General features: G+C 32.9%; 15 protein-coding genes. 10 read left to right on the top strand and 5 right to left on the bottom strand.

Translation table 11 applies throughout. The features are described from left to right. From FUA22_RS10540 to FUA22_RS10560, 5 genes are all read left to right on the top strand, one after another. A complete protein-coding gene (locus tag FUA22_RS10540; protein WP_147768093.1) occupies positions 1 to 936 on the top strand; it encodes a glycoside hydrolase family 17 protein in 936 nt (311 codons plus the stop codon). Positions 937 to 1,339: 403 nt separating this feature from the next. Further along, positions 1,340 to 2,776 carry a T9SS type A sorting domain-containing protein gene (locus FUA22_RS10545; RefSeq protein ID WP_147768096.1) on the top strand — a complete coding sequence of 479 codons (1,437 nt, stop codon included), beginning with the start codon at positions 1,340 to 1,342 and terminating at the stop codon, positions 2,774 to 2,776. A gap of 82 nt (positions 2,777 to 2,858) precedes the next feature. Continuing rightward, positions 2,859 to 6,605: a glycosyl hydrolase gene (locus FUA22_RS10550; protein ID WP_170309895.1), complete on the top strand. Its 3,747-nt coding sequence runs from the start codon at positions 2,859 to 2,861 to the stop codon at positions 6,603 to 6,605. A gap of 150 nt (positions 6,606 to 6,755) precedes the next feature. Then, positions 6,756 to 7,163 carry a DUF7670 domain-containing protein gene (locus FUA22_RS10555; protein WP_147768098.1) on the top strand — a complete coding sequence of 136 codons (408 nt, stop codon included), beginning with the start codon at positions 6,756 to 6,758 and terminating at the stop codon, positions 7,161 to 7,163. Continuing rightward, positions 7,150 to 7,542 carry a hypothetical protein gene (locus tag FUA22_RS10560; protein ID WP_147768100.1) on the top strand — a complete coding sequence of 131 codons (393 nt, stop codon included), beginning with the start codon at positions 7,150 to 7,152 and terminating at the stop codon, positions 7,540 to 7,542. The genes FUA22_RS10555 and FUA22_RS10560 overlap by 14 nt, the downstream gene beginning before the upstream one ends. 96 nt (positions 7,543 to 7,638) lie before the next feature. Here FUA22_RS10560 and FUA22_RS10565 read toward each other — a convergent pair whose 3' ends face one another. Together FUA22_RS10565 and FUA22_RS10570 are read right to left on the bottom strand one after the other, a co-directional pair. Next, positions 7,639 to 8,082 (bottom strand): LexA family protein, encoded by a 444-nt coding sequence (locus tag FUA22_RS10565; RefSeq protein ID WP_147768102.1) that lies wholly within the window; start codon positions 8,080 to 8,082, stop codon positions 7,639 to 7,641. 128 nt (positions 8,083 to 8,210) lie between these two features. Beyond that, positions 8,211 to 8,753: a GNAT family N-acetyltransferase gene (locus FUA22_RS10570; protein WP_241664811.1), complete on the bottom strand. Its 543-nt coding sequence runs from the start codon at positions 8,751 to 8,753 to the stop codon at positions 8,211 to 8,213. A gap of 73 nt (positions 8,754 to 8,826) precedes the next feature. Between FUA22_RS10570 and FUA22_RS10575 the strand changes: the two genes are divergently transcribed. Beyond that, entirely contained in the window at positions 8,827 to 9,375 is a 549-nt protein-coding gene (locus FUA22_RS10575) for a hypothetical protein (RefSeq protein ID WP_147768104.1), read from the top strand. Position 9,376: 1 nt separating this feature from the next. Here FUA22_RS10575 and FUA22_RS10580 read toward each other — a convergent pair whose 3' ends face one another. Genes FUA22_RS10580 through FUA22_RS10590 form a run of 3 tightly spaced genes read right to left on the bottom strand, consistent with a single transcriptional unit; the run spans position 9,377 to position 10,611 of the window. After that, positions 9,377 to 9,817, bottom strand: coding sequence for a DUF3157 family protein (locus FUA22_RS10580; protein WP_241664812.1), 441 nt, complete (start codon positions 9,815 to 9,817; stop codon positions 9,377 to 9,379). A gap of 57 nt (positions 9,818 to 9,874) precedes the next feature. Then, a complete protein-coding gene (locus FUA22_RS10585; protein ID WP_147768108.1) occupies positions 9,875 to 10,081 on the bottom strand; it encodes a helix-turn-helix domain-containing protein in 207 nt (68 codons plus the stop codon). A 2-nt stretch (positions 10,082 to 10,083) separates the two neighbouring features. Beyond that, on the bottom strand, positions 10,084 to 10,611 hold the full coding sequence (locus FUA22_RS10590; RefSeq protein WP_147768110.1) for a DUF2975 domain-containing protein: 528 nt from the start codon (positions 10,609 to 10,611) through the stop codon (positions 10,084 to 10,086). Positions 10,612 to 10,725: 114 nt separating this feature from the next. Here FUA22_RS10590 and FUA22_RS10595 point away from each other — a divergent pair, with 114 nt between their 5' ends. Genes FUA22_RS10595 through FUA22_RS10610 form a run of 4 tightly spaced genes read left to right on the top strand, consistent with a single transcriptional unit; the run spans position 10,726 to position 13,229 of the window. Further along, positions 10,726 to 11,877: an aminotransferase class I/II-fold pyridoxal phosphate-dependent enzyme gene (locus FUA22_RS10595; protein ID WP_147768112.1), complete on the top strand. Its 1,152-nt coding sequence runs from the start codon at positions 10,726 to 10,728 to the stop codon at positions 11,875 to 11,877. Positions 11,878 to 11,879: 2 nt separating this feature from the next. Beyond that, the gene (locus tag FUA22_RS10600) at positions 11,880 to 12,293 is read left to right on the top strand and encodes a putative signal transducing protein (RefSeq protein ID WP_147768114.1); all 414 of its coding nucleotides are present in this window, start codon (positions 11,880 to 11,882) and stop codon (positions 12,291 to 12,293) included. After that, positions 12,290 to 12,907, top strand: coding sequence for a dethiobiotin synthase (gene bioD, locus FUA22_RS10605; RefSeq protein ID WP_147768116.1), 618 nt, complete (start codon positions 12,290 to 12,292; stop codon positions 12,905 to 12,907). The genes FUA22_RS10600 and bioD overlap by 4 nt, the downstream gene beginning before the upstream one ends. 43 nt (positions 12,908 to 12,950) lie before the next feature. Further along, a complete protein-coding gene (locus FUA22_RS10610; RefSeq protein ID WP_147768118.1) occupies positions 12,951 to 13,229 on the top strand; it encodes a GIY-YIG nuclease family protein in 279 nt (92 codons plus the stop codon). Positions 13,230 to 13,231: the final 2 nt, after the last annotated feature.

The following is a 13,231-nucleotide window of genomic DNA, read 5'->3' on the forward strand; positions in this document are numbered from 1 at the left end:
ATGTCATACAGAGCAGATAAAATATTAGCATTATCGGGAGGTCATCTTGAAAATAAGACCTCAAAAGGATTACAAAATATTTTTAAAAGAGTTTTAAAAAACGGAATGCATGGATTGTGTTTTAGTCCTTATGAAGAAGGTCAAAAACCAGGAGATCAAATAACTGAAGCTCAAATAAGGCGTCGTATGAAAATCATTAAACCATATACTAATTGGATTAGATCATTTTCTTGTACAGATGGTAATGAGTTAATTCCAGTAATTGCTAAAGAATTTGGTATAAAAACTTTGGTAGGTGCATGGTTAGGAGATGAAACTGATATTAATAAAAAAGAAATTGCCGGATTAATAAAATTAGCTAATGAGGGTTATGTAGATATTGGTGCGGTAGGTAATGAAGTAATGTATAGAGGTGATTTAACCGAAGAAGAATTGTTAGGTCATTTAAAAGAGGTTAAAGCAGCTATCCCCAATACGCCAATAGGCTATGTTGATGCTTATTATGAATTTGCTCAAAGACCAAAAATTACAGAAGCTTGTGATATTATTTTAGCAAATTGTTACCCATACTGGGAAGGGTGTAGCTTAGAGTATTCCTTAGTCTATATGAAAGACATGTATAACCAAGCCTTAAAAGCTGCAAATGGAAAAAAGGTAATTATAACTGAAACCGGTTGGCCAAGTGAAGGCGCCGGATTAAATGGAGCTGAGCCTTCTTTTGAAAATGCTATAAAATACTTTATAAACACCCAGCAATGGTCTCATGAAGATAACATTGAAACATTTTACTTTTCTTCTTTTGATGAGTCTTGGAAAGTTGGAGCCGAAGGAGATGTAGGAGCATTTTGGGGTATATGGGATAAAAATGAAGCTCTCAAGTATTCTGATTTCTTTTCTATAAAAAATAAAGGAAAATCACTTTTAAAATTTAAATAAAAAAAACAAACTATTAAGAAGGCCTGTATTTTAATTAAAATACAGGCCTTCTTAATTTATACCTCTTGATAATTCAAAGAGGAAGCATCCATTCTAGGCTTTTAAAAAAACTAACATAACATACCGGTACACAACACTACAACATTACCAATACAGCAATTGTAAATAATTTATTTTCAGCAACTTAAAAATTAAAATCGAATTTTAAAATTTACGAACATTAGTATCAGTAATACAAGGTCTTTACAAGTTAAACTAGCTATAAAATAGACTAATTAATGTGAGTTTAAGTAGGTGTATGTTTTTTGTAGTGGTTACAAATATCATTTCATTAAAAGGCACCTCTAACTTTGAGAAACCGCTAAACCATTAAATAATTTATTTTAATTAATCCATTATTATTATGAAAAAAACTACACTATTGCTTATTCTTTTTACAGCATATTTTGCAAATGCGCAACAACAAGAGTTCCATTTAGATTTTGAACCGGGCACACCTTCAGGGAAAGTTGCTACTTGGAATAATGCTTTCGGAGGCACGAGCCCTGTCGAGATAATAACTAACCCAGATGCAGATGGTACCAACACTTCCACTACCACCAAGGTGCTTAAGACAACTTTAGGTGAACCACTTACTGCAGAATTTTGGGCAGGAATAGATAATTCAGAATCTGGAGAGGCCTTGGGTACTTGGAAAATTGATATGGGGGTGACATCTAATCTAACTCTCACCATGGATATCAACAAAAACTATGTTGGGACTATAGGAATTAAAATGGCCACTACATCAAACGGGACCACTTTTGAAATAGGTGATCAAAATGTAGATAATGCAGTGGTTGATGAATGGCAAACCATTAGTTTTGATTTATCGGGCATAAACCCCGTTGGTGATTTAACAAATATTAGCGATATGATCATATTTGTTGATTATACTAAAACCAATGGAAGAGTTGGCCAACCATCTGAGTATATATTATACGTAGATAATATTAAATGGCATGCTGAAAAGTTAACAGACCCCGTTGTTCCTACATGTGATGATGGGATTCAAAATGGTGATGAAACAGGTGTTGACTGTGGTGGGGCCTGCGATGCATGTCCAATACCAGTTACATCGTTAAGTATTGACTTCGAATCTGCAACAACTTTTATAGGAGTAGATGGTGCCTCTTATACGGACATGGTTACAAACGATGTTACAAATGGAATCAACTCAAGTGCCAATGCAGGACAAATTTCAAATTGTAATTCCGGACCTTGGTCACATATCCAAATGGATATTACCGAAGGAATAGATTTGTCTGCTGCTGATAAAGGATTTTCTTTAATGGTTAAGGGGCCAAGGGCAACACCTATTTTACTTAAAATTCAAGTAGGAGATGATCATGCGGTGAACCATGAAGTTGGAGGTAATTATACAACGCCAAATCAATGGCAAAAAATTACATTTGATTTCACCTCTTTCACGACGACCGATAGAAGTAAAATTGTAATATTCTTTGACATTACAGCAGGGGCGAGTGGAAATTCAAATGATGATATTTTCCTTGTAGATGATTTAATATTTGACGCTTTTTCCTCTCTTAGTAGTACTCGTTTTGAAGCTGCAGAATTTAATTTCTATCCAAACCCAACAAGTAGTAGCTGGAAAATCAAAACAAAATCACAAACTATTCAATCTGTAAACCTATTCAATGTTTTAGGGAAAAAGGTATTATCTCTTTCACCTAATTCGACGGAAGTTGAAATAAATGCTTCAGAATTAAATACGGGAATATATTTTACACAAATAAAAACCGCTTCGGGTGTTAATAGTATAAAGCTTATAAAGAACTAACGGTTGTTTATATCTGGTTAAGTAAAAAGAAGGCGCTAATAAAAGCGTCTTCTTTTTAAAATGAAATTCTAAAAATATTTAAATGAAAAATAATCTCCAATTGGTAAAATGTTTCCTTTTCACCCTAACCATACTTTTTACAATTCAATCTTTTGCACAAGTACCGGTGGGTAATGGAAGCTATACAACCTCTTTCCCAGGAACCGATGCTGCAGCAAGAAATGGTTACCCCTCTGGCACGCCTCAATTATCTGGAGCAGCAGCAGGAAAACCAGCACCTACAAACGATTGGTGGTCTAGCTTGATTAAAAACAATCATGCAGATAACTTATTTAATTATCCTATGACCATGAAAACCACCAACAATGGTTTAGTAGTAACCTATATTCCTTGGGGTGTTATTGATGATATTCAACCTATAATAGTAGGTGTTTCAGGGTTAAATGAGAGTCAAGCCACAGTTTCAGATTATTCTGATTGGACGGTTACAATGAACTGGAACGATAAATTTAATGCTACATCTGGTATAGGAATGCCTTTTATATATTTTGAAAAGGAAAACTCAGAATTAGCATCAGTAACTATCAATTCTGGAATAGTAAGCGTTTCAAATGAAATGATTACAATAACTGACGCAAGAAATGGCGGTGATTTTGCAATTTATGCACCAACAGGAAGCACATGGATACAAACCGGAAACACTTATACTTCAACTTTAAATGGAGAGAATTATTGGTCTATGGCTATGATTCCTCAATCTGCGTCTAATGTGTCAACTGTAGCTAATGAATATAAAAAATATGCTTATGTTTTTCCAACTAATACAGAAGTAGCTTGGAATTATAATGTGGCTAATGGGGTGGTTACATCTACGTTTACAGCTAGTGTAAATGTTAAAGATGGTTCTTTAACCAATACAAATATGCTTATGGGCCTATTACCGCACCAGTGGAGTAATCTTTCTTCAAGTTCTGCAACACCTTCAGGATATAGTTATGATAATGTTCGAGGAGAAATAAAAACCTTGGATGGTAATACATTTACAGTTGAAAACACTTTTAAAGGTATCCTTCCTACAATGCCCGATGTGGCAAATTTTAGCGCGAGTTTTAACCCTGCTGACTTACATGCAAAAATTTCTCAAATAGAGAATGACGGTTTAGCAACATGGACAGATTCTTATAATGAGGGGCAGGTAATGAATCGATTAATCCAAACAGCTAGAATAGCAGATCAAATGGGTAATACGGAGGCCCGCGATAAAATGATAGCAACTATTAAAGAACGACTGGAAGATTGGTTAACTTATGAATCTGGTGAAGTTGCTTTTTTATTTTATTACAACAATGATTGGTCTGCCATGTTAGGTTATCCAGCGGGTCATGGGCAAGACAATAACATAAATGACCACCATTTTCATTGGGGTTATTTCATTCATGCCGCGGCATTTATGGAACAATTCGAACCTGGTTGGGCAAATGACTGGGGAGATATGGTTAACCTGCTTATTAGGGATGCAGCATCGTCCAACAGGAACGACACCCAGTTTCCATTTTTAAGAAATTTTAGCCCTTATGCAGGGCATTGTTGGGCAAACGGATTTGCAACATTTCCACAAGGTAATGACCAAGAATCTACTTCAGAAAGTATGCAGTTCAATTCTTCTTTAATTCATTGGGGAACTATTACAGAAAACGATGCTGTTAGGGATTTAGGCGTTTATTTATACACCACAGAACAAACAGCTGTTGAAGAATATTGGCTAGATATGTATGAGCGTAACTTTAGTCCCTCTCACCAATATAGTTTAGTTTCACGAGTATGGGGGAACTCCTATGATAATGGCACCTTTTGGACAGCAGATATTACCGCATCTTATGTAATAGAAATGTATCCAATGCATGGTGGATCCCTGTATTTAGGCCAAAATACCGCTTATGTACAAAAAATATGGGATGAGTTAAAAGTTAATACTGGCATCTTAAATCCAGATGATATCAATCCAAACCTATGGCACGATACCATTTGGAAATACTTATCATTTTTAGACCCTGCCGAAGCAATTTCTCTTTATAATGCAAATCCTGATAGAGACTTAAAATTTGGTGTTTCAGATGCACAAACCTATCATTGGTTACATGCTATGAATGCCATGGGCCAATTAGATGCTAGTATTACAGCAAATTACCCCATTGCAGCTGTTTTTAATGATGGTGCAGATAAAACCTATGTGGCTCATAATTATTCAGATGCACCAATTACCGTTACTTTTTCTGATGGCTTTACACTTGATGTTCCGGCAAATGAAATGGCTACAAGTATAGGGGCTAATGTTTCGGGTGAATTAGAGTCTGATACATATCAAACCGTTGAAAACGGTAATGCTAATCTTTCCGTTACAACTACTGGTAGTGGGATTACTAAAGTAGAGTTTTATAATGAAACATCATTGCTAGGAGAAGACACAACCGCACCTTACGAGTTTAATACCGGAAATTTGGCTTTAGGTATCTATAACCTGTATGCTAAAATTCATACTTCATCAAGCTTTGGTATAAGTAATATAATTACAATTCAGGTTGGAGATCAAGTGCCATATTCTGGAACGGCAGCAGCTATTCCTGGAATTATTGAAGCTGGTCATTACGATATATTTGAAGGAGGTAAAGGGCAAAATATAGCTTATTTTGATTCGTCTATAGGTAATAATGGAGATTTTAGAACTAATGAAGATGTTGATGCAGTTTCTGATGTGTCTGAAGGCGCAACTGTTGGCTGGATAGCCGATGGTGAGTGGATGGAATACACTGTTAATGTACAAACTACAGGATGCTATGATTTAAGTTTGCGATATGCCAGTGGAAACACTAGCGGTGGCGGACCACTCTATCTGGAATTGGATGAGGAAAAAGTGAGTCTAGATGTTGGGTTTCAATCAACAGGAGATTGGGCAAATTGGAGCACTAAAACGGTGAGTAATGTAAACTTAACCGCAGGTATTCATGTTTTAAGAGTAGTTGCTACGAATGGTGAATTTAACCTTGGAAGAATGACTTTTGCATATAATACCGATGTATGTGAGCCTCCCACAGAAAACACTGGCTTACCATTTGATTTCGAAACTGCACCAACTACTTCGGACTTTACAAATTTTGATGGGGGCACGGGTACGGTAGAGTTTGTTGAGGCACCTCAAAGTACTGGTAACACAAGCACAAAACTGGCCAAAATAGTTAGAGATGGAGGTATGGTTTGGGCAGGAGCCTATTTAAATCTAGCAGGAGCCTTAGATTTTACTACCAAAAAATATATTACACTAAGGGTATGGACTGAAGCACCAATAGGAACAACAGTTAAATTGAAACTAGAACAACAGTCCAATCGTGGTAATGCTACAGATCTAGATGCAATTACAACAGTAACTGGCCAATGGGAAACATTAAGTTGGGATTTTTCAGCAGCTGGAGCTAGTTTATTTGACAGCGTAGTATTTATGTTTGATTTTGGTAATTTAGGAAATGGTACTAATTCATCTACTTTTTACTTTGATTCTGTTGAGCAGACAGCTAGTTTATCTACCAATATTTATAGGGATAATTCTTTTAAAATTTATCCTAACCCAGCAAAGGATAATTGGACAATAAAAACTAATAATGGCCTAATTTCTTCAATAGCAGTATTTGATATTTTTGGAAAAAAGGTTTTCAATACTATGATTCCAAAATCTGGAGAAGCAAAAATTGATGCTTCAAAATTAAAGACAGGGATTTATTTTGCTCAAATAGAAACCGAATCAGGGATTAATACTTTAAAGCTTGTTAAGAAATAGAGTAATCCGCATAGTTGATTAAAATAAGGTGCCTTGTTTAAAGGCACCTTATTTTTTTATTCTTTAGTTAACAGATTGAAACTGATATTTATCATAGTTAATTGACTTAAATTTAAATATATTAATTGGTTACATATAAACCATGTAATCATGAAAAAATCTGATAAAATATTTCATTGGTTACCCCGGATTTTTTGCATTATAGCCATTGCATTTGTGAGCTTATTTGCATTGGATGCTTTTTCACCAGAGCTTTCATTTTGGCAACAAATAGGAGCTTTTTTAATGCATCTTATACCTTCCTTTATTTTACTGGCTTTACTTGTTTTGGCATGGAATAAGGAATTTATTGGAGGTATCTTGTTTACCATTATTGGTCTTGTATTGTCCCCTATTGTTTATGCACATAATTATAGAATGAATCATTCTGTTTTAATAAGCCTAGGAATAATTTTAACCATTACAGTTCCTTTTATTTTAGTAGGGATTCTTTTTATTATTAATTATTTCAGAAAAAAAAGGAAAACTAAAGAAACTTCTTGTCATGAAAGCAATTAAGACACAATTAAAATTAGTTGCTATTTGCTTATCTACAGTAATTATATTGCAAAATTGCACGGTTTACCAATCGGCCACCGTATCACTTAAAGAAGCATCTAAATCGAATACTAAAGTGAAGGTTGTAACATTGGATAAAAAGACAATGAAATTTACTAGAATTTCCTTAGAAGATAACATTTTCTATGGTACTAAGTTGAATGGTGATGAAATTTCTAAAACCCCAATTAATGAAACCGATTTAAAAAAAGTTCATCTTAAAGATAAATCAAAGTCAACTCTTTTAAGTATTGGAGGAAGCGTTATAATTATTGTTGGGATATTAGGATTAATTGTTCATGACAGTTTAAACAATATGAGTTCTGGTATTACATTTTAAATCATGAATTTTTAAATCAAAACCTAACTTATTTCTATAGAAACAATAGTCAAATCATTCATTCCAAGTTATTTTAGATAAATTTAGAAGGAATGATTACACTTTCTTAATCACATTAGTAACAATACCCCAAATAATAAAATTATTTTCAGCTGTGATGTTTATAATAGGGTAATCTGGGTTTTCTGGCTGCAACCAAACTTCATCTTTTTGAACTCTTAGTCGTTTAACCGTAAACTCCCCATCTAAAAAGCAAACAGCTATTTTATTGTTTTCTGGTTCCAAACTCCTGTCTATCACCAACAAATCATTATCATTTAACCCAGCGCCAATCATGGACTGTCCACTAACCCGTGCAAAAAAAGTAGCTTCTTTGTTTTTAATAAGCTCTCTATCTAATGATAAACGTTGCTCTTTAAAATCTTCGGTTGGAGATGGAAACCCAGCTGAAATTCCAGTATCGAAAAATAAGGCTCCCAGCGAATCATTTATGTCTTCTGGAGAAAACAAGGTTAGGTTTGTTGATTGGGGTAATATCATTTTATGATGTTTTTATTGATTAAAGATTTCAGCATATTTCCATCTAAAACCAAATCTGCTTCTTAAATTTACTCTTAAAATAAAAGTAGTGCCTATAAATATACATGAAAATAAGGTAGAAAGTTGTTTTAAATTTCCCAAATAATGAGTTCCCAATCCTGATTGTTGAATGCATACTTTTTTAAAAGCCCAAAACCAACAGCTTTGTGTGCATTTAATGAACGTTGATTTTTAATATCTACTTCTGTAATTATAGCATCAAACTTTTCTTTTAATTCCTGTCTCATGAAATTATATAGTCCTCTAAATACACCTTGACCTCTATAAGCTTTATGTATACAAATTTGTCCCATCACAATATAACTGGTATCTCCTTCTAAAGAATTGTCTATTTCCTCAAACATTGGTTTTAAAACTTCAATTTCTTCCTTAAAATCGTCCGTCATAGAAAGTGCATACCCTATAACTTTACTTTCATGTGTTGCTATTGAATGGGCGCATTTATTATTCATAGCTTTCAAAATCCCAAAACTATGTTGCACTGTTACAAAACCTTCTTTTTGCTTTTCTTCTTCTGTAATGGATGAGATTATATTAGTTTTCTGAAGTTTTAAAATTTGATATAATTCGTCATCTGTTAACGCCTTCTGGTATGTAATGCCACTTTTCAATTTTGATACCTAATTAACCTTACTAAATATATGTATTTTATACTTTTGTTTCAAATAAAAGTATAAGTTAATAGTGAAAGAAAATATTATTGTTTCTGAAAAACAGCGTCCATTATGGCAACGAGTTATAGCTTCCTTATTTTTAACTTCCGCTGTTATTTTATTTGCTTATACAATTTATAGAGCAAATTTGATTGATGACCATTTGATTGATTTCGGGCATCAAATAGAGCTTGTTATATATTTAACAGGTTTCGGAATAGCTTTTTCATTTCATAAAAGTGTATATATAGATTTAAACAACTCAAAGTTTAGATCGACAATTGAGATAGGCCCACTTAAAATAGGGCAATGGAAAAGTATAAGCAATTATAAATACGTATCTATTTTTCATCAGCCTTTACAAGATGGAAATAAAATTTTTGAAGTCAACCTTTGGTTTGATCGCAACAAACATTGGGAACTTTATGAAAAATTTGATTTTATTGAAGCCTTTGAAATAGGTTATAAAATTTCTGAATTCTTAAATATTGATTTACTAGATGCCACCATTCCGAACAATTATAAATGGGTAGACAAAAAAGCCACAATAGAAGCAGGTAAAATAATATATTCTGACTAACCTAAAACAATTTTATCTTTTTGGCAATACTATGTCCGCTGCGTTTGTATACAACTTTAGTACCGTTAGCGCAAAAATGATAAATCCCGCTGGCCTTACTTTCTTTAGCAGATAGTAGAATCACATCTTCAACTTCACATTTATTGTCTTTAGCTACTTTCTTTTTTACATGGATAATAGTAGCTCGTCCTTTTTTGAGTTCCGTCTGAATCTTCTTATCCAATTTAGGTTCTACAAAGTCCTCAGCCAATTTACAAGTGTCTCCTTTTGAAGTTTTAGCTACCGTAGTTTCTGTCTTAACTTCTTTAATCTTAGGCTTCACTAAATCAATATATTCCCAAGTAAAGTCCGCTTTCAATAAAACCCGTCTACCATCCTCGGTTTTAACAATATGATTATCCTGAGAAAAACTTAAAAATGATATAAAAAAAAGTGAAGTCAATAAGAACGATTTCATAATTACAAGGAATACTAATTGATTTGATTCAAAAATACAATTTTAATCTTCAATGTACTCTAAAATATCAGCCGGTTGACAATCTAAGGCTTTGCAAATAGCCTCTAAAGTAGAAAAACGAATGGCCTTTGCCTTACCAGATTTTAGTATTGATAAATTCGCCGTAGTTATACCAATAATTTCAGCTAACTCTTTGCTCTTCATTTTTCGTTTTGCGAGCATAACGTCTAAGTTTACAACTATTGGCATAATTATATGGTTAAATCGTTTTCCTCTTGTATGTGTTTTCCCTTTTTCAAAACATCCAAGTATAGATATATTAAAAATGCTATGGCTAAATGCGCTAAAACAATAAAATAGTCATCTTCTAACCGAATTCTCACCCCTCGTACTAAAAATGAAGCGGTAAATACTATGATATAAACTAACGGCACCAAATTTAATATCATGAAAAAGCGTAAACGTTTTAAAGGTTTTGTTTCAAATATCTTTTTTTCAATAAATACTTTCAGGAAATTTTTAAATGCATAAAAATAGATGGCATAATACAACATGGCAGACCACATAATTAGAATGCCGTAATTGAATGGAACATTTATCCGTAAACCTAATAACGGAACATGCACCTTTGCACGATTTTCAATAACCTCAACAAACGGAATTTGTATTCCGAATTTATATTCAAAATAAGATAGCATTGAAAACACCATTACAAATAGTAATAAAAACGCAATGCTATAAAATAATATCAAGGATGTAAAATATGCTAGTTTTTTCATTTTATTATTGTTTAACAATAACAAAAATATATAAAATTATCGTAAAACAATAATTTATATTTTAAAATATTTTAATCGTATAATAACAAAAGCATTAATTATATTTGTTTTTCAATGAAAAACTTTCCTAATAAATTACAGCATAAACTAGATGAACGCAAAACGAATAATGCTTTAAGAGTACTTAAAAACCAAAGCTATTGTATTGATTTTTCGTCTAATGATTATTTAGGGTTTTCTAAAAATGAAACCATTTTTGATAATGCCCATAATTACTTGACAGGACATAAAATCAAACAAAATGGAGCTACGGGGTCTCGGTTATTATCTGGAAATCACCCTTTATATTCAGTTATAGAAAGTATTTTGTCTGATTTTCATAAAAGTGAATCTGCACTCATTTTCAATTCTGGCTACAATGCCAATGTAGGATTCTTTTCAGCTGTTCCACAAAGAGGTGATGTTATTTTATATGATGAATATAGTCATGCATCTATAAGAGACGGCATTTCTATGAGTAATGCAAAGGCCTTTAAGTTTACACATAATGATTTGGAAGCACTAGAGCAACTTATACTTCGTCATTCAAAGCTTGTTACAGAAACTCAATCAAGCATCTATGTTGTTACAGAATCTGTCTTTTCTATGGATGGAGATTCACCAGACTTGAAAAGTCTTTCTGCATTATGTATGAAGCTCAATACTTTTTTAGTAATTGACGAAGCTCATGCGATTGGAGTTTTTGGAAACCAAGGTGAAGGTTTAATTCAACACCTGAATATAGAACAAGAAGTTTTTGCACGCATCATCACTTTTGGTAAAGCAATAGGATGTCACGGAGCAGCCATTTTAGGTAATGAGCAGTTAAGGCAATACCTTATTAATTTTAGCCGAAGTTTTATATATACAACAGCTTTACCCCCTCACGCTTTAGCAACTATACACTCAGCATATGAAGCTTTAACAGCTTTAGATGAGAAACAAAAATTACATCAAAACATCCTATTTTTTAAAAACGGAATACTAAAAAATAAACTTCAAGGTTTGTTTATTGAAAGTCATTCTGCTATTCATTGTTGTATTGTTTCTGGTAATGACAAAGTAAAATTTATTGCAGAAAAACTTCAAGAAAACGGTTTTGATGTTAAACCAATTTTATCGCCAACAATTCCTAAAGGCCATGAACGATTGCGTTTTTGTTTGCACAGTTATAATTCTGAAAAAGAAATAGCTCAAGTTTTAGAGTTACTTGCTACTTTTGTTTAAATATGGAAGACACTTTTAAAACTTTAGCTAGATTTCAATATTCAACAGAAGCTCAAATTATTAAAGGCCGGCTGGAAGCAGATGGCATTCAAGTTTTTTTAGCCGATAATATAACTATTGATACAGATCCCTTGGTTAGTAATGCCATTGGAGGTGTAAAGCTAAAGGTGCTATCTAATCAATTTGATGAAGCAAAAGAGATTCTAGATTCCATTCAAAAATATTCTGTTGATGACAACGGAGAGCCCATAAATTGCCCAAGTTGCGAAAGCAATCAAATAGAATTATTTTCTACAGTAAAAGACTTTAAATCTTTGTTTTGGTTTATTTTTGGCTTTTTATTTGGCGCACTTCCATTTTACATGAGACACAAGTACAAATGCGAAGACTGTAAAACAGAATTCAACGTAAAATGAAAACTTACTTTATAACGGGCATTTCTACAGAAGTTGGCAAAACGGTGGCTTCAGCCATTATAACAGAAGCTTTACAAGCAGATTATTGGAAGCCGATACAAGCAGGTGAATTAGACAATTGTGATACAAAAAAAGTAGAACGATTAGTATCAAATACTAAATCAAAATTTCACATCAATAGTTTTGCACTTAATACACCTATGAGCCCTCATGCGGCTGCAAAAATAGATAAAGTTTCAATTGAAAAATTAAAAATTAAAAGACCTAAAACGGAGAACAATCTAGTGATTGAAGGAGCAGGAGGATTGTTGGTTCCTATAAACGATTCCGAAACTATATTAGATTTAATAAGACCAAAAGACAAAGTAATTGTGGTATCTCGTCATTATTTAGGAAGTATTAATCATAGCTTACTTACTATAAACGCTTTGAAAGATAAAGGTCATAGTGTAGCTGTGCTTTTTAGTGGTGATGAGCATCCTTCAACAGAGAGTATTATTAAAAAAATGACGGATGTAATAGTGATAGGCCGGATAAATGAAGAGCCTTATTTTGACCAAAATGTTGTGAAAGAATATGCTGATATTTTTAGAGATAATTTGAAAAAACTATAAAAAGACTTTCGTCACCCTGAACTTGTTTCAGGGTCGCACATTTATGAAATCAAGCTACGTTTATATACTAACAAATAAGTATAGAACTACTTTTTATATTGGAGTAACAGCTAATCTTTCAAAACGTTTAGTAGAGCATTATGAAGGAACAGCATCAAAGTTTACAAAGAAATATAATGTGAAAGATTTGATATATTTTGAAACATTTTCAGCTATTGAACAAGCCATTGAAAGAGAAAAACAATTAAAGAATTGGCATAAAGAGTGGAAAATAAATTTGATTAAATCGATTAATCCTTCTTTAAAAACCTTAGATTATTAACA

This window comes from Seonamhaeicola maritimus (assembly GCF_008056315.1).
GTDB lineage: Bacteria > Bacteroidota > Bacteroidia > Flavobacteriales > Flavobacteriaceae > Seonamhaeicola > Seonamhaeicola maritimus.